The 16,562-nt window shown below is 69.8% G+C and carries 17 protein-coding genes; 6 read left to right on the top strand and 11 right to left on the bottom strand.

Going from position 1 to position 16,562, the window contains the following annotated elements; translation table 11 throughout:
• Positions 1–101: 101 nt before the first annotated feature.
• The 3 genes from ACFOWE_RS02880 to ACFOWE_RS02870 all read right to left on the bottom strand — a co-directional run bounded on the left by ACFOWE_RS02880 (position 102) and on the right by ACFOWE_RS02870 (position 2,593).
• Complete coding sequence (locus ACFOWE_RS02880; protein ID WP_377285173.1) at positions 102–482, bottom strand: acyl carrier protein; 381 nt, start codon at positions 480–482, stop codon at positions 102–104.
• The gene (locus ACFOWE_RS02875; RefSeq protein ID WP_377285172.1) at positions 482–2,104 is read right to left on the bottom strand and encodes an acyl-CoA carboxylase subunit beta; all 1,623 of its coding nucleotides are present in this window, start codon (positions 2,102–2,104) and stop codon (positions 482–484) included. The genes ACFOWE_RS02880 and ACFOWE_RS02875 overlap by 1 nt, the downstream gene beginning before the upstream one ends.
• Before the next feature lie 273 nt (positions 2,105–2,377).
• On the bottom strand, positions 2,378–2,593 hold the full coding sequence (locus tag ACFOWE_RS02870) for a hypothetical protein (protein WP_377285171.1): 216 nt from the start codon (positions 2,591–2,593) through the stop codon (positions 2,378–2,380).
• A 529-nt stretch (positions 2,594–3,122) separates the two neighbouring features.
• On the opposite strand from ACFOWE_RS02870, the gene ACFOWE_RS02865 reads away from it, so the two are divergent.
• From ACFOWE_RS02865 to ACFOWE_RS02845, 5 genes are all read left to right on the top strand, one after another.
• Positions 3,123–3,401 (top strand): hypothetical protein, encoded by a 279-nt coding sequence (locus tag ACFOWE_RS02865; RefSeq protein ID WP_377285170.1) that lies wholly within the window; start codon positions 3,123–3,125, stop codon positions 3,399–3,401.
• Positions 3,398–4,186: a 4'-phosphopantetheinyl transferase family protein gene (locus ACFOWE_RS02860; RefSeq protein WP_377285169.1), complete on the top strand. Its 789-nt coding sequence runs from the start codon at positions 3,398–3,400 to the stop codon at positions 4,184–4,186. The genes ACFOWE_RS02865 and ACFOWE_RS02860 overlap by 4 nt, the downstream gene beginning before the upstream one ends.
• Positions 4,187–4,198: 12 nt before the next feature.
• Positions 4,199–4,930, top strand: coding sequence for an alpha/beta fold hydrolase (locus ACFOWE_RS02855; RefSeq protein WP_377285168.1), 732 nt, complete (start codon positions 4,199–4,201; stop codon positions 4,928–4,930).
• A 112-nt stretch (positions 4,931–5,042) separates the two neighbouring features.
• The gene (locus ACFOWE_RS02850) at positions 5,043–5,591 is read left to right on the top strand and encodes a hypothetical protein (protein ID WP_377285167.1); all 549 of its coding nucleotides are present in this window, start codon (positions 5,043–5,045) and stop codon (positions 5,589–5,591) included.
• A 2-nt stretch (positions 5,592–5,593) separates the two neighbouring features.
• Positions 5,594–6,094, top strand: coding sequence for a hypothetical protein (locus ACFOWE_RS02845; RefSeq protein WP_377285166.1), 501 nt, complete (start codon positions 5,594–5,596; stop codon positions 6,092–6,094).
• A gap of 169 nt (positions 6,095–6,263) precedes the next feature.
• Here the strand turns inward: ACFOWE_RS02845 and ACFOWE_RS02840 are convergent, their stop codons facing one another.
• From ACFOWE_RS02840 to ACFOWE_RS02830, 3 genes are all read right to left on the bottom strand, one after another.
• Complete coding sequence (locus ACFOWE_RS02840; RefSeq protein ID WP_377285165.1) at positions 6,264–7,256, bottom strand: hypothetical protein; 993 nt, start codon at positions 7,254–7,256, stop codon at positions 6,264–6,266.
• A gap of 164 nt (positions 7,257–7,420) precedes the next feature.
• On the bottom strand, positions 7,421–7,843 hold the full coding sequence (locus ACFOWE_RS02835; protein WP_377285164.1) for an SgcJ/EcaC family oxidoreductase: 423 nt from the start codon (positions 7,841–7,843) through the stop codon (positions 7,421–7,423).
• Between the two features lie 24 nt (positions 7,844–7,867).
• Positions 7,868–9,043, bottom strand: coding sequence for an acyl-CoA dehydrogenase family protein (locus ACFOWE_RS02830; protein WP_377285163.1), 1,176 nt, complete (start codon positions 9,041–9,043; stop codon positions 7,868–7,870).
• Positions 9,044–9,248: 205 nt separating this feature from the next.
• Between ACFOWE_RS02830 and ACFOWE_RS02825 the strand changes: the two genes are divergently transcribed.
• Positions 9,249–10,793: a 4-hydroxyphenylacetate 3-hydroxylase family protein gene (locus tag ACFOWE_RS02825; protein WP_377285162.1), complete on the top strand. Its 1,545-nt coding sequence runs from the start codon at positions 9,249–9,251 to the stop codon at positions 10,791–10,793.
• Between the two features lie 182 nt (positions 10,794–10,975).
• Here ACFOWE_RS02825 and ACFOWE_RS02820 read toward each other — a convergent pair whose 3' ends face one another.
• Genes ACFOWE_RS02820 through ACFOWE_RS02800 form a run of 5 tightly spaced genes read right to left on the bottom strand, consistent with a single transcriptional unit; the run spans position 10,976 to position 16,553 of the window.
• Complete coding sequence (locus tag ACFOWE_RS02820) at positions 10,976–11,821, bottom strand: phytanoyl-CoA dioxygenase family protein (RefSeq protein ID WP_377285161.1); 846 nt, start codon at positions 11,819–11,821, stop codon at positions 10,976–10,978.
• An 11-nt stretch (positions 11,822–11,832) separates the two neighbouring features.
• Positions 11,833–12,105 carry a phosphopantetheine-binding protein gene (locus ACFOWE_RS02815; RefSeq protein WP_377285160.1) on the bottom strand — a complete coding sequence of 91 codons (273 nt, stop codon included), beginning with the start codon at positions 12,103–12,105 and terminating at the stop codon, positions 11,833–11,835.
• A 29-nt stretch (positions 12,106–12,134) separates the two neighbouring features.
• A complete protein-coding gene (locus tag ACFOWE_RS02810; RefSeq protein ID WP_377285159.1) occupies positions 12,135–13,487 on the bottom strand; it encodes a condensation domain-containing protein in 1,353 nt (450 codons plus the stop codon).
• Positions 13,487–15,079, bottom strand: a complete 1,593-nt coding sequence (cmdF, locus tag ACFOWE_RS02805; protein WP_377285158.1) for a tyrosine 2,3-aminomutase — start codon at positions 15,077–15,079, stop codon at positions 13,487–13,489. The genes ACFOWE_RS02810 and cmdF overlap by 1 nt, the downstream gene beginning before the upstream one ends.
• Positions 15,060–16,553, bottom strand: a complete 1,494-nt coding sequence (locus tag ACFOWE_RS02800) for an amino acid adenylation domain-containing protein (RefSeq protein ID WP_377285157.1) — start codon at positions 16,551–16,553, stop codon at positions 15,060–15,062. Before ACFOWE_RS02800 ends, cmdF begins: the two co-directional genes overlap by 20 nt.
• Positions 16,554–16,562: the final 9 nt, after the last annotated feature.

Here is a 16,562-nt window from a genome sequence, read left to right as displayed (position 1 = left end):
CCGAAGGAGGGGGCTTTTTTCGTCGCCCGCAACCGGCGGATATCACCGGAATCACCGCACGGGCACCTAGCCGTACCTGGCCGAGGAGGTGCGCTCGGTGTTCAAGCGCGTTCTGGCCGGCCTCGCCCTCCGGTCCCGGCGGATCTGCCAGGCCTGCTCACCACGTACGGTGGCCGTGCTCTCCGGTGGGATCCGTGCTCATCGGCGGTGTGCCCGCCTCCCCCGTCTGCGGGATCATGCTCCCAGCGCTCTTGCCCGCGGCCCTCGGTCCGGCACCGCGCGATGAAATCGGCCAGTCGCGGGTAGCAGAACAGGTAGCTGGGCGGGACCGTGATGCCGAGATCCTGCTGGATCCGGGCGGCGATCAGCGCCGCGTCTATGCCCCTTCCGCCCAGTTCGGTGAAACCGGCGTCTCCGTCCTCAGGGCCGGCCCGGAGAGCCGCCCGCCAGATCTCCGTGATCCGCTGCTCGGCGTCCCTCATCAGAGCGGGACGTTTCCGTGCTTGCGCTGGGGCTGGGGCTTGCGCTTGTCGCCGAGCATCTCCAGCACCCGCGCCACGACGGCGCGTGTCTGCACCGGATCGATCACGTCGTCGACCAGCCCCCGCTCCGCGGCGTAGTGGGGGTGGGCCAGCTGATCCGAATACTCCTTGACCAACTTCGGCCGCAGTTCGGCCGGGTCGGCGGCCGCAGCCAGTTCCCTGCGGTAAATGACGTTGACCGCGCCCTCGGCGCCCATGACGGCGATCTCGTTCGTGGGCCACGCCAGAGAGACGTCCGTACCGATGGAGCGGGAGTCCATGACGATGTAGGCCCCTCCGTACGCTTTGCGCAGGATGACCTGGACTCGCGGCACCGTCGCCTCGCAGTATGCGTAGAGCAGTTTGGCGCCGTGCCGGATGATCCCGCTGCGTTCCTGGTCCGTGCCCGGCAGGAAGCCCGGCACGTCGACCAGGGTCACCAGCGGGATGCTGAAGGCGTCGCAGAAGCGTACGAACCTGGCGGCCTTCTGCGGAGCGGGCACGTCCAGCACTCCGGCCAGGACCAGGGGCTGGTTGGCCACGATGCCCACCACCTGACCGTCGATGCGGCCGAAGGCGCAGATGACGTTCGCCGCCCAGCGCTCGTGCGTCTCCAGGAACTCGCCGTCGTCGACCAGCTCGGCGATGATCTCCCGCATGTCGTACGGTTTGCTGTTGTCCACCGGGACGATCTCGGCGAAGCGGGGACGCACGTCGGTCGTCGCGCCGCGGGGCGCGCCCCTGGGCGGCAGCTCCAGGTTGTTGGCCGGCAGCATCGAGACGAGGTAGCGCACGTCGTCGAGGCAGCTCTCCTCGTCGTCGTGGACGAAGGCCGCCACGCCCGAGTGCTCGCCGTGCATCTCCGTCCCGCCGAGCTGGCCGTGCGTGACCCGCTCCCCGGTGACGGCCTCGACGACGTCCGGCCCCGTGAGGTACAGGTGCGCCGTGTCGCGGACCATGAAGGTGAAGTCGGCCAGCGCCGCGGAATAGGCGGCCCCTCCGGCGCACGGGCCGAGGACCACGCTGATGAGGGGGATCACGCCCGACGCCTGGACGAAGCGCTGGAAGATGCCGCCGTAGCCGTTGAGGGACATCACGCCCTCCTGGATGCGGGCGCCACCGCTGTCGTTCAGCCCGATGAAGGGTGAGCCGGTGGAGATGGCCAGATCCAGCACCTTCTGGATCTTGGCGGCGTGCGCCTCCCCGAGGGAGCCGCCGAAGATGGCGAAGTCCTGAGCGTAGACGAACACCCGGCGGCCGTGGATGGTGCCCGATCCCGTGATCACACCGTCGGTGTGGGGCTTGTGCTCCTCCATGCGCAGGCCGTGCGCCTGGTGCCTGCGGTACATGTCGATCTCTACGAAGGACCCCTCGTCCAGCAGAAGCGCCAGGCGCTCCCGGGCCGTCCGCTTGCCGAGCCTGTGCTGGCGCTCGGTGGCGTCCTGGCGTCCGGCGACGATCTGGTCTCGCAAACGCTCGTGTCGTTCGCGCAGGACGTCCATCGTGGGGACGCACGGCTTGGGGGGTGAGGGGGGGATCTCCGCATCAGGCCGGCCGACGAGATCGAGTTCGGAGATGCTCATCGGCACGTCCTCCCGTGTTCCGGGCGAAGGCTCCTGTGTTCCTGATGGAGACGGGGCGCCGCGGCGGGTCGGGAGTCACCGGTCAGGCTCGCAAGCATTCGTTCACCTCTTTCCTGATCCCACCAGTCAATTACTCGGACGAGCTTGCGGGCATCTCCGATCGTGCTGACGACCGCGGGCCCGGCCGGGGGCGGCAGGTAATGCGCGAGCCTCTTCAACGAATGTTCTTACCGGCTTATCCGGCATTTCCGTCCGGTTGTGCTCCCGATCCGGTCAGCCCCACTGGCCGTTGGCGTTCGTGGGGGTGGGGGTGGGGGTCGGGGCGGAGGCCGGAGTGCCATCGGCGAAGACGTGGACCACGTTCTGCGGCTGGTCGGAGGCGATCGCGAAACCGAATGCGGAGAAGGCGCCGATAATACCGGCCGCGAGAGCGCCGAAGAGCTTGACGGAGACGGTGTTCTTGACGGTGGAGGCGGTGGTGTTCTTCATTTTCTTGCTCCTCTCGGGACTGCGTTCGCTTGTCGCAAGAACCAATTTGCGGCACTCGCGGCCCGCGATCCAGAGAAAGCGGCGGCAGCATGCTGCAGGGGGGTGTCCGCTTCCTGTCACCGGCTGGGAGCGGACACTGCCCTCTCACGCGCCCAGGACACTCCGCCGGACCGCCTGACGGTCAATGAACCCTCCTGAACTGCGTCTACTCGGCAGATCACAACCGTCACGCCCAGTGGAGGGCCGTGCGGACCGAACCGGACGGGATCTCCGCGCCCACCCCGGGCGGACCGGCCGGGCACGGCCGGCCGCGGGGTCCCGAAGGCGGGCGGCGACGGTGACAGGAAGCGGACACCGGCGGGCAGCTTATTGCCTCGGGTTTCTCTGGCGCGGTGCGCACCGATGTCGCATCGTCTGTTGTGTCAGGTTGAATCACCGACACGGAATACGGAGATCCGATGACTTGCTCCACCGCGCCGCCGGTCAAGGCCCATAACGTGGACGATAATCAGGATAACGGAATCGCCTAATGGTCGCCGAGCTCAAGTTCCGCTATATCGGCAGCGATTTTCTGATCAACTCGCCAATAGCCGGGATACGCATCATGGCGGCCCTTCCCCAGCACTGGTCGAAAGACCTGAGACACAGCCCGGGAGAGGTGGTCCTGCTCGTCGGCACGGATGCGGATATCGACAACATCCACGCTCGGACGATCGCAGCGCTCACCCGGCCGGAAAACGCGGACTGGGAACTCGTCACCTGCCGCGACATGCCTCACTCCGACTCTTCGAAAGGACTCGGCTCATGACCAGCATCGCTCTGCGCGCCAACGAGTGCCGTGTGTGGTGGATCGACCCCACCCAGCTGTCGATCGAGAAGCTCAGCTCGCCCCTCACCAGCGCCGAACTGCGGCGGGCCCTGACGTACCGGCGGGATGAGGACCGGCGGCGGAACCTCGCCGGGTGCTGGCTGCTCCGCACGGCCGTCTCGGCGCACCTCGGCATCGAGCCCGGCGAGGTGGAGGTCAACCGCACCTGTCACTACTGCGGCAAGCCGCACGGCAAGCCGCGGATCGTCAACGCCGGCTCCGACGTGCACGTGTCGCTGTCGCACTCGGGCGACCGGGTCGTGGTCGCCCTGACCCTGGCCGGCAAGGTCGGCGTGGACGTGGAGGCGGTGCTGAACGACCAGATTCGGCAGCTGGCGGAGTTCACCCTCTCCCCGGAGGAGCTGCGGGCTCTGCGCGCGCTTCCCGAAGACCAGCAGCACTCCGCCTTCACCCAGTACTGGGCGTGGAAGGAGGCCGTGCTCAAGATGACGGGCCACGGGCTCCGCATCGCGCCCAAGAAGCTGGGCATCAGTGCCTCGTGGGGGAATCCCCGGCTCGTCTCCTGGCCGCTGGACACCCCGGCGGACGAGGTGCAGCTGCGGACCCTCGACGTGGGAGCCGGATTCGCGGGCGCCGTCGCCGTCATGTCGGGGACGGGTCCCCTCGTCATCCGCCAGGCGGACATCACCGACCTCCATCGGGACGTCACGCCGAGGGCGAAACCGCACGGTTCCGGGGCAGTACCTGTTCAGAGAGTCGCGTAGAGGAGGAAGCTCATGTCTGTGAAGCGCTCCTTCATCCTGCTTCCCGGTCTCTGGACGGGGGCCTGGGCCTGGGTCGGCGTGGCCCAGAGACTCAAGCGTTTCGGCCACGACGCCAGGACGATCACGTTGTCCGGCCTCGACGACGCGGACGCCGACGTCTCGGGCATCGGCCTGGAGACCCACGTCGACGAGGTACTGTCGGTCATCGAGAAGTCCGACCTGCATGACGCCTACGTCGTCGCGCACAGCTACTCGGGCATCGTGGCCGGCATCGTGGCCGACCGCATGCCCGAGCGGGTCGCCCACACGGTGTTCGTCGAGGCGTTCCTGCCGCACGACGGCCGGTCGCTGCTGGACTCCTTCCCCGACCGCGTGCGCGACTACGAGCTCAGGACGATCGAACAGAACGACGGCCGCTGGCCTCCGCCCGACGTCACGGTGGTGGCCGAGGGGCAGGACCTGTCCCGGCAGCAGGCGGAGTTCCTGCGGACCCAGATGATCGCCCATCCGGGACGCACGGTCTCCGAGCCGGCCCTGATGTCCCGGCCCGTCTCCAAACTGCGGGGGACCTACGTGGTCTGCGAGAAGGACCACTTCGACGGACGGGTCGCTCCCGAGATCGAGGCCCTGCGCGCCGAACCGAGCTGGGGCTTCCGCACCCTGACGACCGGGCAGTGGCCGATGTTCTCCAATCCCGACGGGCTCAGCAGGCTTCTGTCCGACGTGGCGGCCGCCGACGTCTAGCACGCCCGTCCCCCGGCTCGGCGGTGCCGCATGACAGAAGGTGCGGCACCGTCGCAGCAGCGGTGAGGATGACCGGGCCATCCGTACACCGAATCGACGATCGGATCCCGCCATGGCAACGACATCCGTCCGGCGTCCGTCGCCGCTCAACACCCACCACCACAAGGCCGCGCTGGGTGTGTTCCTCGTCATCGTCCTCGCGCACTGGGCGGAGCACCTGGCCCAGGCCGCGCAGGTCTACCTGCTCGACTGGCCCCTGGCCGAGGCCAGGGGCGTGCTCGGACTCCCCTTCCCCTGGCTCGTCACCTCCGAGTGGATGCACTACGGCTACGCCCTGGTGATGCTGGTCGGCTTCGTCCTCCTGCGCCAGGGCTTCACGGGCCGCTCCCGGACCTGGTGGAACATCGCCCTCGGTGTCCAGGTCTGGCACCACCTGGAGCACCTCCTCCTGCTGGCGCAGAGCCTCAGCGGCCTCCACCTGCTCGGCAGGCCGGCGCCCACCAGCATCCTCCAGCTCGTCCTGCCGCGCATGGAACTGCACCTGTTCTACAACGCCATCGTCTTCGCGCCCATGGTCGTGGCGATGCTCATCCACCGCCGTCCCGGTGCCGCCGAACGGGCCGCCGCCCGCTGCACCTGCGCCGTGGCGTTCGCCCGCTGAAGATGATCTGGCGAACCGTCATCTCGCTGATCGGGGTCCTCCTTCTCTGGATCTCGGTCCCGAACATCGGCCCTGCGGTCCGCGCCGCACGGGCCGACGGCGTGCCGGGCGTCTTCACGGCCAGGACCCTGCAGTGCGTCCAGCACCCGGGCCACGAGTCGTGCACCTGGATCGGTGACTTCCGGTCCGCCGCCGGCCAGGAGGTCCGGTCCTCCGTCGCGCTGCACGGCAGCGGCCGCGACTCGCTGACCGCGGGAGCGACCACTCCCGCGGTCGACGTCGGACGTCCCTACCGTGTCTACGGGCCCGACGGCTCCGCAGAATGGATCTTCACGTCCCTGCTCGCCTGCGCGGGCCTGGGCATACTGCTGTTCCAGCTGCGGGCGCTCCGCACGCGGCGCCGGCCCGGCCGCAGCCCGGAGCCGGAGCCCGAGCCGGATCGCGAATCCGGGTCTTCTCCGTCCCGTGAACCCGACGCCGCCTCCCTCAACGGCCCGAGCTGAGACCCTGATGCTCTGAGGCCCCGATGCTCTGAGGCCCTGAGCGGCCCTCGGGCCGTGGGGCCGTGGTCCTGGGGCTCATGCCGACGGACCCCGCTCCACCGCCGGCGCGGCGGTGGAGCGGGGGTGGAGAGGGCGGAGAGGGCGGCGAGGGCGGAGCGGGGCGGAGACGCTAGATCCAGTTCTCTTCCTTCGCCCTGAGCGCCGCCTGGAAGCGGTTCACCGCGCCCAGCCGGCTCATGAGATCGGCGACGTAGCGGCGGTAGGTCCGTACGGACACGTCGAGCTCGCGTGCGGCGATCTCGTCCTTGTCCGCGCTGGCCATCACGGCCAGCACCCGCCGTTCCAGGTCGGTGAGGTCGGGGGTGTCCGAGCTGGGCGACTGGTACTCCCGCAGGTCGACGGCGGCCTGCCACACGCCGCTGAAGTACGTGTGCAGCTGGGAGACCAGCCCCTGCTCGCGGATGAACAGCGCGCCTTTGGTGGTCTCCTTGGGATCCACCGCGACGACGGCCACGCTGTCATAAATGATCATTCGGTCCATCGGCTCGTCGGTGACGCGCACCTCGGCTCCCAGGCTGATCGTCTCGTACAGATACGCCTCGAAGACCGGGTCGGCCAGGACCGAGGGATGATAGACGGCGCGCATCGTCAGCCCTCGCCGCAGGCTGCGCATGTCGGTCTTGCGGGCCGCCTCCACGTAGTCGGCCACCATCAGGCCCGTGGGGGAGGCCGGGTGCAGGGCGAGCACGTGCTTGTAGGAGAAGAACGCCAGGTCGTCTATCCGCCGGCGGACCTCCGCCAGCCCTTCGACCCGTTCGATGGCGAGGGCCGCTTCGGAGTCCTCTCCTCGCTTCTGGTCCTCCACGAACGAGCCGATGGCGTCACGCGCGGCCAGTACCTGGCGGATCTCGGTGTTGAGCTCGTCGATGCGCTGTTCGATGAGCCGCTCGATGCCGACGCGCGGCTCGGTCGCCAGCACCCGGTGACGGTCCGAGATGTCGAGCAGGCCGAGCTTGGCCAGGTCCTCGATGAGACGTTCGAGCTTGTCCTGGTCCAGTTGGAGAGCCTGGCGGGCCTCGCCTACGCCCTCGCCCGGGCAGCGCAGGAAGTATCGGTAAACCTCCGCCGCCTCAGCCGATATCCCGAGAACGGAGACGTCCACGGTTCACCTCCACGACTGCGCACGCCACAGGAGCCCTCCCTCCCTGCGGCCTTTCGCCACCCGGCGACGCGAAAGGCACCGATGGCTCACCCGTCATCAGTGCCTCTGGCGTTCGAGTTCGGCGGTCACCACATGCCGGGCCCGCGCATGGGTAACGGTTCCTGTCAGATTCCTCCGGCGGGGCTGTTCTGGTAGGCGGCCAGGCGCCACTCACCGCCCTCCCTGGCGATCACCCATGTCGCCTTGACGGCGCGCTCGGGGGAGACTTCGCTCTCACCCGGCGCCAGCACCCCTCCCGCGGTGACGATCACGGCGACGTCGCCGCTGAGGAAGCGCACGTCCTGCGGCTGGCCGGTGACCCGGGTGCCCTTGTAGGGCCCCGAGAAGGCCGCCGTCATGAACGCGGCGATCGCCTGCCGGCCCTTCTGGTAGACGCCGGGGAGGATCATGGTCCCGTCCTCGGTGAACACGTCGGCGAAGGCCCGGCCGTCCTGGGCCTCCCAGGCCGCGACGATGCAGGCCGGGATGGACAGCACGGCCGCCTTGTCGGCGTTCGTGACGCCGGACTCGACTACGGATGACGTCATAACCCTGCTCCGTTTCTCCGGGGATCAGATGTAGAGGGTTCCGGGCTCCAGACCGCACAGAACGCGGCCGTGGAGTTCGGCGTTGGTGTTCGGGTTCATGAGCGCGTGCATGTTCACGGCGCCGACGTCGCGGGCGATCCGCTGGATCGGCACGTCGGAGTAGATCGACGACCCGCCGCTGGCCGAGGCCAGGATGTCCACGGCGGCCTTCCCCAGGCCGCACACGGCGCCGAGGTCCGCGCGTGCCGCGACCCGCTCCTCCAGCGTCCAGGGCCCCGCCCCCTTGCCGTCGACGAGGTCGGCGAGCCGGTGGGCGTGGAACGCGGCCTGGTCGATCTTCATGACGGCGTCCGCGACCTGCAGGTGGGTGATGGGAGCCGCGGCCTGGCTGTCGTAGTGGGTGTAGGTGATCTTCCGGCCCGGAAGCCTCTCGAAGAACGCCTCCTTGGCGGCGTTCGCCAGCCCGAGCACGGTGCCGACCGAGGAGGCGGACGCGACCGGGAGCAGCGGGGCCCCGTAGATCGGCGACCCGGCGTTCAGCGCCGAGGCGCTCTCCCCCTGCAGTACGGCCGGCAGCGGCAGGACCCGGGCGTTGGGGACGAACACGTCCTCGGCGATCGTCGTGACGCTGCCCGTACCCCGCAGACCCGAGGTGTGCCAGTCGTCCACGATCTGCAGGTCCGACATCGGCACCAGGGCCATGACCGGCATCGGCTCGGCGTCCGGCGTCATCAGGATCGCGATGATCTCCTGCCAGTGGCTGTGCCAGGCACCGCTGATGAAGCTCCACTTGCCGTTGACGACGATCCCGCCGTCGGCGGGGGCCGCGATCGCGCCCGGGCTGAGCGTCCCGCAGATCCGCACGTCGGGGGTGGAGAACACCTCGTCCTGCACCTCGTCGGGGAACAGGCAGGTCATGTAGGTCGGGATCCAGTAGACCGAGGCCGTCCACGCCACCGATCCGTCCGCCCGGCCCAGCTCGGTGGCCACGTCGACCAGGGTGCGGGTGCCGGCTTCGTAGCCGCCGTAGCGCCGCGGCACGCGCAGCTTGAACACGCCGGCGTCGGCCAGCGCCTCGACGGTCTCCTCGTGCAGCCGGCGGTTCTCCTCCGTCCAGGCCGCGTGCTTCCGGATCGTAGGCGCCAGCTCGGCCACGCGGCCAACGACCTCTTCATGGGTTCGACTTCCAGTTGTCAGCATCGGCCCTCCGGAAGAACGGGACATCAATTGGCGAACCTCGGAAACCGAGAATGTCATCCGGCCCGGACCGGCACATCTCCTGAATTGCGAACAGCCACTCACCGGGTGTTTTCCCGGGCGTTCCGCATACTCGGAGAAGCACGGAATGACCGTGGCTGACAGCCTGAGTACGCCGGGTGGTCAGCGACGAATCATGAGGAGTGCAATGACCGCAGTTCAGGGGGGTCAGCGCAGGACGCGGCCCCTGACCGGAGCGGAGTACATCGAGAGCCTGCGCGACGATCGGCAGATCTACCTCTACGGTGACCGGGTCAAGGACGTGGCCTCGCACCCGGCCTTCGCCAATCCGGCCCGGATGATCGCACGCCTGTACGACGCGCTGCACGACCCGGCCCACCGGGACGTCCTGACCACGTCGACCGATACGGGCGGTGACGGGTACACCCACCGGTTCTTCACCACGCCCCGCACCGCGGAGGATCTCGTCGCCGACCAGCAGGCCATCGCGGCGTGGGCGCGGATGAGCTACGGCTGGATGGGGCGGAGCCCGGACTACAAGGCGTCCTTCCTCGGCACGCTCGGGGCGAACGCGGAATTCTACGAACCGTTCTCCGAGAACGCCCGGCGCTGGTACCGCGAGTCGCAGGAGAAGGTCCTCTACTGGAACCACGCCATCATCCACCCGCCGGTCGACCGGAACCTCCCCCCGGACCAGGTGGCGGACGTCTTCATCCACGTGGAGAAGGAGACCGACGCCGGGCTCGTCGTGAGCGGCGCCAAGGTGGTCGCGACCGGTTCGGCGCTCACCCACTACAACTTCATCGCCCACTACGGACTGCCGATCAAGGACCGGAAGTTCGCCCTGGTGGCCACGGCGCCGATGGACGCCCCCGGCGTGAAGCTGATCTGCCGTCCGTCCTACACCGCCATGTCCGCGGTGATGGGCAGCCCCTTCGACTACCCGCTCTCCTCCCGCCTGGACGAGAACGACACGATCCTGGTGTTCGACAAGGTGCTCATCCCCTGGGAGAACGTCTTCGTCTACGGGCACCTGGGCAAGGCCCAGCTCTTCACCGGGCACTCCGGCTTCCCCGAGCGCTTCACCTTCCACGGCTGCACGCGCATGGCGGTGAAGCTGGAGTTCCTCGCCGGCCTCCTCTACAAAGCCGTCGAGATCACCGGTACCAAGGACTTCAGGGGCGTGCAGACCCGCATCGGCGAGGTGCTCGCCTGGCGGAACCTCTTCTGGGCCCTGTCCGACGCCGCGGCGCGGAACCCGGTGCCGTGGAAGAACGGCGCCGTGCTGCCGAACCCCCAGTACGGCCAGGCCTACCGGTGGTTCCTGCAGATCGGCTACCCGCGGATCAGGGAGATCATCCTGCAGGACGTCGCGAGCGGCCTGATCTTCGTGAACTCCGGCGCCGAGGACTTCAAGAACCCGGAGATCCGCCCCTATCTGGACAAGTTCTGCCGGGGCTCGAACGGTGTCCAGGCGGTGGACCGGGTCAAGCTCATGAAACTGCTGTGGGACGCCGTGGGCACCGAGTTCGGCGGCCGGCACGAGCTCTACGAGCGCAACTACGCGGGCAACCACGAGAACACGCGCGTCGAGCTGCTGCTCTCCCAGGTCGCCAACGGGCAGATGGACGGCTACACCGCGTTCGTGGAGGAGTGCCTCAACGAGTACGACCTCGACGGCTGGACGGTCCCCGACCTGAAGTCCTTCGAGGACCTCAGACCCTCCTTCTGAGCGTCCGAGCGTCCGAGCACCGGGAGGCCCGGGCATTTCGATGCCCGGGCCTCCCGGCGTCGCCTCCGCCTCCGGCGGCCTCCCGCCCCCGCCCCCGCCCTCCGGCGTCCTCCGGCGGGCGAGCCCCACCGGCGGACATGGGGAACGGCCTGGCACAGCGTCGCTTCTGTGCCAGGCCGTTCTCAGCGTGCGGCTTCGGCCCGCTCCAGCAGTGAATAGGGATCCTCCATCTCGTACCAGCCCAGGCCCGGCGGGCAGCGGTCGTATCCCAGCAGCCGGCGGACCTCCTCCGGATAGGCCAGCACCGCCTCCGGGGGAACGGCGAGGTACTGGTTCTCCTCCTGGCGCAGGTTGCCCAGGTCCAGCGCGATGGTGAGCCCCGTGCGCGGGGTGTCGGCCGTGTTGCGCCCGCCGCCGTGGTAGACGCCGCCGAGCCAGATGAGGCCCGATCCGGCGGGCATCTCCGTCGGGAAGGCCTCGTCCGCGCCGGGTGCGCGCTCGTCGTCCCAGTGGTGGCTGCCGGGGATCACCATGGTCCCGCCGTTCTCCGCGGTGAACTCGCTCATGGCCAGCATGAGCTGCACCCGGCTCGTCGGACCGGGATGGGTGCGCAGGTGCAGCGCGTCGTCCCGGTGGAGCGGCTGCTTGCCCTGGCCGGGGTGGATCTGGATCACCTGGGTGCCGCTGATCTGAATGCTCGGCACCATCTCCACCCGGACCTTGCCCATCCAGATGTGCGTCGGCTTCTGCATGATCCGCCGGGCCGCACCGAGGTAGAGCGGGTGCGTCACCACCGGAGTCAGGTGGGCCGTCCTGGCGAACAACGACGAGACCCGCCGGGTCCGCCTGCCGTTGTACCAGTCTCCGCTGAAGTCGCACGCGTCGAGCGCGGGACCGAGGTCGTCCCAGAGCCGCGCGAGCGTCTCGTCGTCCACCAGGTCCTCGACGATCACGGCGCCGTCGCGTTCCAGGATGGCGACGACCTCGTCCTGTTCGGCGTCGGGTCTCACCCGCGACACACCGGTCATGGCCCGCCCCCTCACAACTGCGCCACGTTGGCGCGCGCCGCGACGGTGCGGACGAACTCCTCCATGGTGGGGTCGTCCTCGAAGATGTCACCCACCTCGACCCAGACACCCAGCTCGTCCTCGACCCGGGCGACGATCCTGGAGGCGGTCACCGACTCGCCGCCGAGCTCGAAGAAGCTGGCGTCCTCCTGGCCCTCCGTGACTCCCAGCACCTCGGTCCAGATCTCCTCCACCTTCTTCCGGATGACAGGGAAGCTGAGATCCTCTGGGAAACCTATGCTCATTTCCGGATACCTCCTGATTCTCCTGGCGATCAGAGTCGAGCGAGCGGGGCGTCCGGTGCCGCCACCGTGCTCCGCAGTACCTGCCGGAAGTCCTCCGCCATCCCGCTGACGGTGCTCTCGAGGAAGAGGTTGGTGTTGTAGGCCAGCGTCCCGTTGATCCCGCCGGCGGGGAGCAGCTCCAGATGCCACATGGCCCCGTCCGGCACGTCGCCGCCGCTGGCCTGGGGCAGCCGCCGGTCCCTGATCTCGGCGTACTCCAGCCTGCCGACCGTGTGCCGGTCGGACTCCAGCGGGGACCGGAAGACCTGGAAGGCGAGAACCGCGCGATCGTCCGCCGCGGCCGGGCTCATCAGCTCCGGCGCCTCCTGCAGGATCTTCGTGAAGGGGATGTCCCGCCTGTACGCCTCCAGGCAGGTGCTCCTGACCCGCGTCACCACCTGGCGGAAGCTCTCGCACCCGGAGAGGTCCAGCCGCAGGGGGACGAAGTTGAAGAAGGAACCCACCGTGTCGTGGAAGCCGCCGTGCAGGCGGCCCGAGGTGAAGGTCGGCACGACGATGTCGGTGGGGCCGCCGGACCGGTGGAGCAGCACGCTGTACGCCGCGAGGAGGACCATGAACGGCGAGCTCTTCGTCGCCCTGGCGACCTCGGCGAGCCGGTCGGTGACCTCCTTCTCGACGGAGAAGCGGTACCACGCGGTCTCCTTGGGCAGACCCGCCGACCTGGGGTGGTCGGTGGGGGTGGCGAAGATCCGCGCGCCGTCGAGCTTCTCCCGCCAGTACCGCTGCGACGCGCCGTCCGCGTCGGACGACTGCTGCCACCGGGCGAACTCCTGGTACTGGCGGACCGGCGGGAGGTCGGGCACCAGCTCGCCGACCCGGATCGCATAACGGACGGCGAGGTCCCGCATGATCACCCGCATGGACCACTCGTCGGCCGCCGTGTGGTGGGCGACCAGGACGAGGATCGCGTCATCGGTGTCGAACAGGCCCAGGAAGGCGCGCAGGAGCGGCGTCTCCTCCATTCCGTAGGCACCGGACTCGACCTCGACGAGCAGTTCCTCGGCCGCCAGGTCGCGCCGCTCCGGTTCGGTGCCGGACAGGTCCCTGACCACCAGCGCGGGACGGCTCGGCGGGAAGATCTCCTGGTGGCCTCCTTCCCCCTCGCGGACGATCCGGGAGCGCAGTGCCTCGTGGCGCTCCACCACGTCCGCCAGGGCGTCGTGCAGGGGGCCGACCGCGACAGGGCCGGTGAGCCGCCAGCCGCACACGATGTTGTACTTGGGGCCGAAGGGTCCTTCGCCGTCTCCCCTGTCGAACAGGCACAGGAACTGCTGGTTGAAGGAGAGCGGGGCCCGTTCGGTGACGGTCACGTGTGAGTCCATCAGCGCACCTCGATCCCGCCGGCCCGGAGGAACGCGCCTCGCGCCAGCGCGTCCGCGACCGCCTCGATGTCGTCCGCCATGAACCGGTCGTGCGGGACCCACGGCACCAGCGAGCGCACCCTGTCGTAGGTGTCCTTGCCCGCGGGGCTGAGCCCGTCGTACCGCGCGGACAGGTCGACCGCCTGCGCGGCGCACAGGAACTCGACGGCGAGGATCCTGTAGTTGTTCTCCAGCACGCGGCGGGCGTTGCGCGCCGAGATCAGGCCCATGCTGACGACGTCCTGGTTGTCGCCGTTGGACGGGACGCTCTGCGTGCTGGCGGGGCCGATGGTGCGGTTCTCGGCCACCAGGGCCGTCGCCGGGTACTGCGCGCCGGCGAAGCCGCTGTTGAGGCCGGGCTCACCGGCGACGAGGAACTCCGCCAGGCCGCTGAGGTGCCGGTTGAGCAGGCGGTTGGTGCGCCGCTCCGAGAACACCCCGAGCTGGGTGAGCGCGATCGTCACGTAGTCCATGGCGAACGCGATCGGCTGGCCGTGGAAGTTCGCGCCGTGGAAGATCTCCTTGCCCTCGAAGAACAGCGGGTTGTCGTTGGAGGAGTTCAGCTCCGTCTCCAGCTTCTGCCGCGCGTGGTACAGCACGTCCCTGACGGCGCCCACCACCTGGGGGATGGCCCGCAGCGTGTAGGCCTTCTGCAGGTAGACGCCGGTGCGGGAGACACCGCTGTCGTCCTTCTGGGCCTGGGCCTCCCTGCGCAGCTCGGCGTGCTCGACGGCCAGGCCGCTGCCGGCGAGCAGAGCCCGCATGTTGGCGGCGGTGTCGATCTGCCCCTGGTGCGGCCGGGCCAGGTCGTGCCCCTCGGCCAGGAACGGGCTGGTGGAGCCGCGCAGGGTCTCCACGACCAGCGCGGTGACCGCCTCCGCCTGCCGTACCTGGTCCAGGGCGCGGGAGACCACCAGGGAACCCAGGCCGGTCATGGCGGAGGTGCCGTTGATCAGCGACAGGCCCTCCTTGAAGCGCAGCTCCAGCGGCTCGATGCCCATCTCGCGCAGCACCTGGCCGGTCGGGACCCGCTTGCCGTCCCGCAGCACGTAGCCCTCACCGATCAGCGTGACGGCGACGTGCGCCAGGGGTGCCAGGTCGCCGCTGGCGCCGAGGGAACCGATCTGGGGGATGGCCGGCGTGATGCCCCTGTTGAGGTAGAGCTCCAGGCGCTCCAGCAGCTCGGGGCGGACCGCCGAATAGCCCTTGGCCAGCGCGTTCAGCCGGGCGACGAGGACCGCCCTGGCCTCGTCCTCGGCGAACAGCGGCCCCACGCCCGCGGAGTGGCTGCGGACGAGGTTCGTCTGCAGTTCCACCTCCTTCGAGGTGTCCACCAGCATGTAGATCATCTCGCCGTAGCCGGTGGTCACGCCGTAGACGGGGACGCCTTCGCTGACGTGGTCCTCGAAGAGCGCCCTGCTGGCGGCGGCCTTGGCGAGCGCCGACGGGGACACGGCGCAGGGAGCCCGCTCCTCGGCGATCCGCCTGGTCCCGGCGATGTCCAGGCTCTCCCCGTCGAGGTCGACTGTGCGTTCAGTTGCGAGCAGGGTCACGTTCGCCTTCCAATCGTGAGCGGTCCACCTTGCCGCCGACGTTCCTCGGCAGCTCGTCCAAGATCTTGAAAACCACCGGCGGCACGGACGCGCCGTAGGCGCCGCGGAGCGCTCCGCGCCATGCCGCCTGATCCGCCCCGTCGCCGCGTGGCACGACGTGGGCCACCAGCCGGGACACCAGGCCGTCCGCGCCGGTCACGGCGGAGACGGCGCAGTCGGCCACCGAAGCCTGCGCCGCGAGCACGGCCTCCACCTCGGCCAGCTCCAGGCGACTGCCGTTGACCTTGACCTGGGAGTCCCCGCGGCCGCCGTACTCCAGCACGCCGTCCTCCCGGAACCGGCCGCGGTCGCCGGTGCGGAAGGCGTGCCGGCCGGCCAGCGGCCGGAACGCCGCGTTCCCGCCGGCGGCCGCGCCCACGTATCCGGTCGTGACGTGGGGTCCCATGACGACGATCTCCCCTGTGGCCCCCGGCGGGCAGGGGAGGTCGTGCTCGTCCACCACCAGCACCTCGCGGCCGGGGACGGGCCTGCCGACCGGCACCGTCCCCCGGACCCGCCGGTCCACCTCGAACCAGGTCGCCAGGATCGACTCCGTCGGGCCGTACAGGTTGACCAGCCGCGCACCGGGCAGGGCCGAGCGCAGCGCCGCGGCCAGCTCCCCCGGCAGGACCTCCCCCGCGAGCAGGAGATGTCCCAGGTGCGGCAGGCCCGCGAGTCCGGGCAGACAGGTCCGGATGAAGCTGGGAACCGTCTGGAAGTGGGTGATCCTCTCGGCCGCCAGCCAGCCCACCAGCCGTTCCGGGGTCGTCCGGGTGCGTTCGGGCACGGGGCACAGGGTCGCGCCGGAGGTGAGGGCCGCGAAGATCTCCACGAGGTTGGCGTCGTATCCGGGGAGGGCCCACTGGGCCACGCGGGAACCCGGGCCGATGCCGAACTCCGCCGCGAACCAGGTGACGAACTGGACCAGGGTGCCGTGGGTGTGCGGGATGCCCTTGGGCCGGCCGGTCGTACCCGAGGTGTAGGCGATGTAGGCGAGGTCCTCCGGTGCGCACGGCACCGGGGGGGTGACCGGCGGGATGACCGGCGCCCCGTCTCCGGGCCGGAGGGTGGCGCCGCCCGCCTCGTCCCGGAACCACCGGGCCAGGTCGTCGTCGGCGCCCACCAGCGCGGCGGGCCGCAGTTCGTCCAGTACGGCCCGGCCGCGGTCCCCCACGTCGCCGGCGCCCATGCAGACCACATGGGCGCCGGCGCTCAGCGCGCCGAGCACCGAGGCGACCTGGTCCGGTCCCCGCGGCAGCCGCACCGCCACCGGCCGGCCCTCGACCCGGCCGCACGCCCGCAGAGCCCGGTGGACCCCCGCCGCCCGCGCCGCGAGTTCTCCGTAGGAAAGGCGGGTGCCGTTCCACTCCACGGCGACCGCCTCCGGCCGCCGCCTGACGTGCAGCTCCACCGCGTCATGGACCGACCTGCTCACTCGCGCTTC

The sequence above is a fragment of the Planomonospora corallina genome, assembly GCF_042650625.1.
GTDB classification, from domain to species: domain Bacteria; phylum Actinomycetota; class Actinomycetes; order Streptosporangiales; family Streptosporangiaceae; genus Planomonospora_B; species Planomonospora_B corallina.
The sequence above is the reverse complement of the archived record's forward strand: the minus strand, read 5'-3'. Positions and strand labels throughout refer to the sequence as shown.

What these genes read in the sequence shown, in the direction of transcription:
- ACFOWE_RS02835 (WP_377285164.1), bottom strand. Translation starts at nt 7,843, where the DNA reads ATGACGTCATCCGTAGTCGAGTCCGGCGTCACGAACGCCGACAAGGCG.
- ACFOWE_RS02880 (WP_377285173.1), bottom strand. Translation starts at nt 482, where the DNA reads ATGAGGGACGCCGAGCAGCGGATCACGGAGATCTGGCGGGCGGCTCTC.
- ACFOWE_RS02855 (WP_377285168.1), top strand. Translation starts at nt 4,199, where the DNA reads ATGTCTGTGAAGCGCTCCTTCATCCTGCTTCCCGGTCTCTGGACGGGG.
- ACFOWE_RS02845 (WP_377285166.1), top strand. Translation starts at nt 5,594, where the DNA reads ATGATCTGGCGAACCGTCATCTCGCTGATCGGGGTCCTCCTTCTCTGG.
- ACFOWE_RS02815 (WP_377285160.1), bottom strand. Translation starts at nt 12,105, where the DNA reads ATGAGCATAGGTTTCCCAGAGGATCTCAGCTTCCCTGTCATCCGGAAG.
- ACFOWE_RS02825 (WP_377285162.1), top strand. Translation starts at nt 9,249, where the DNA reads ATGACCGCAGTTCAGGGGGGTCAGCGCAGGACGCGGCCCCTGACCGGA.
- ACFOWE_RS02870 (WP_377285171.1), bottom strand. Translation starts at nt 2,593, where the DNA reads ATGAAGAACACCACCGCCTCCACCGTCAAGAACACCGTCTCCGTCAAG.
- ACFOWE_RS02865 (WP_377285170.1), top strand. Translation starts at nt 3,123, where the DNA reads ATGGTCGCCGAGCTCAAGTTCCGCTATATCGGCAGCGATTTTCTGATC.
- ACFOWE_RS02830 (WP_377285163.1), bottom strand. Translation starts at nt 9,043, where the DNA reads ATGCTGACAACTGGAAGTCGAACCCATGAAGAGGTCGTTGGCCGCGTG.
- ACFOWE_RS02820 (WP_377285161.1), bottom strand. Translation starts at nt 11,821, where the DNA reads ATGACCGGTGTGTCGCGGGTGAGACCCGACGCCGAACAGGACGAGGTC.
- ACFOWE_RS02875 (WP_377285172.1), bottom strand. Translation starts at nt 2,104, where the DNA reads ATGAGCATCTCCGAACTCGATCTCGTCGGCCGGCCTGATGCGGAGATC.
- ACFOWE_RS02810 (WP_377285159.1), bottom strand. Translation starts at nt 13,487, where the DNA reads ATGGACTCACACGTGACCGTCACCGAACGGGCCCCGCTCTCCTTCAAC.
- ACFOWE_RS02850 (WP_377285167.1), top strand. Translation starts at nt 5,043, where the DNA reads ATGGCAACGACATCCGTCCGGCGTCCGTCGCCGCTCAACACCCACCAC.
- ACFOWE_RS02860 (WP_377285169.1), top strand. Translation starts at nt 3,398, where the DNA reads ATGACCAGCATCGCTCTGCGCGCCAACGAGTGCCGTGTGTGGTGGATC.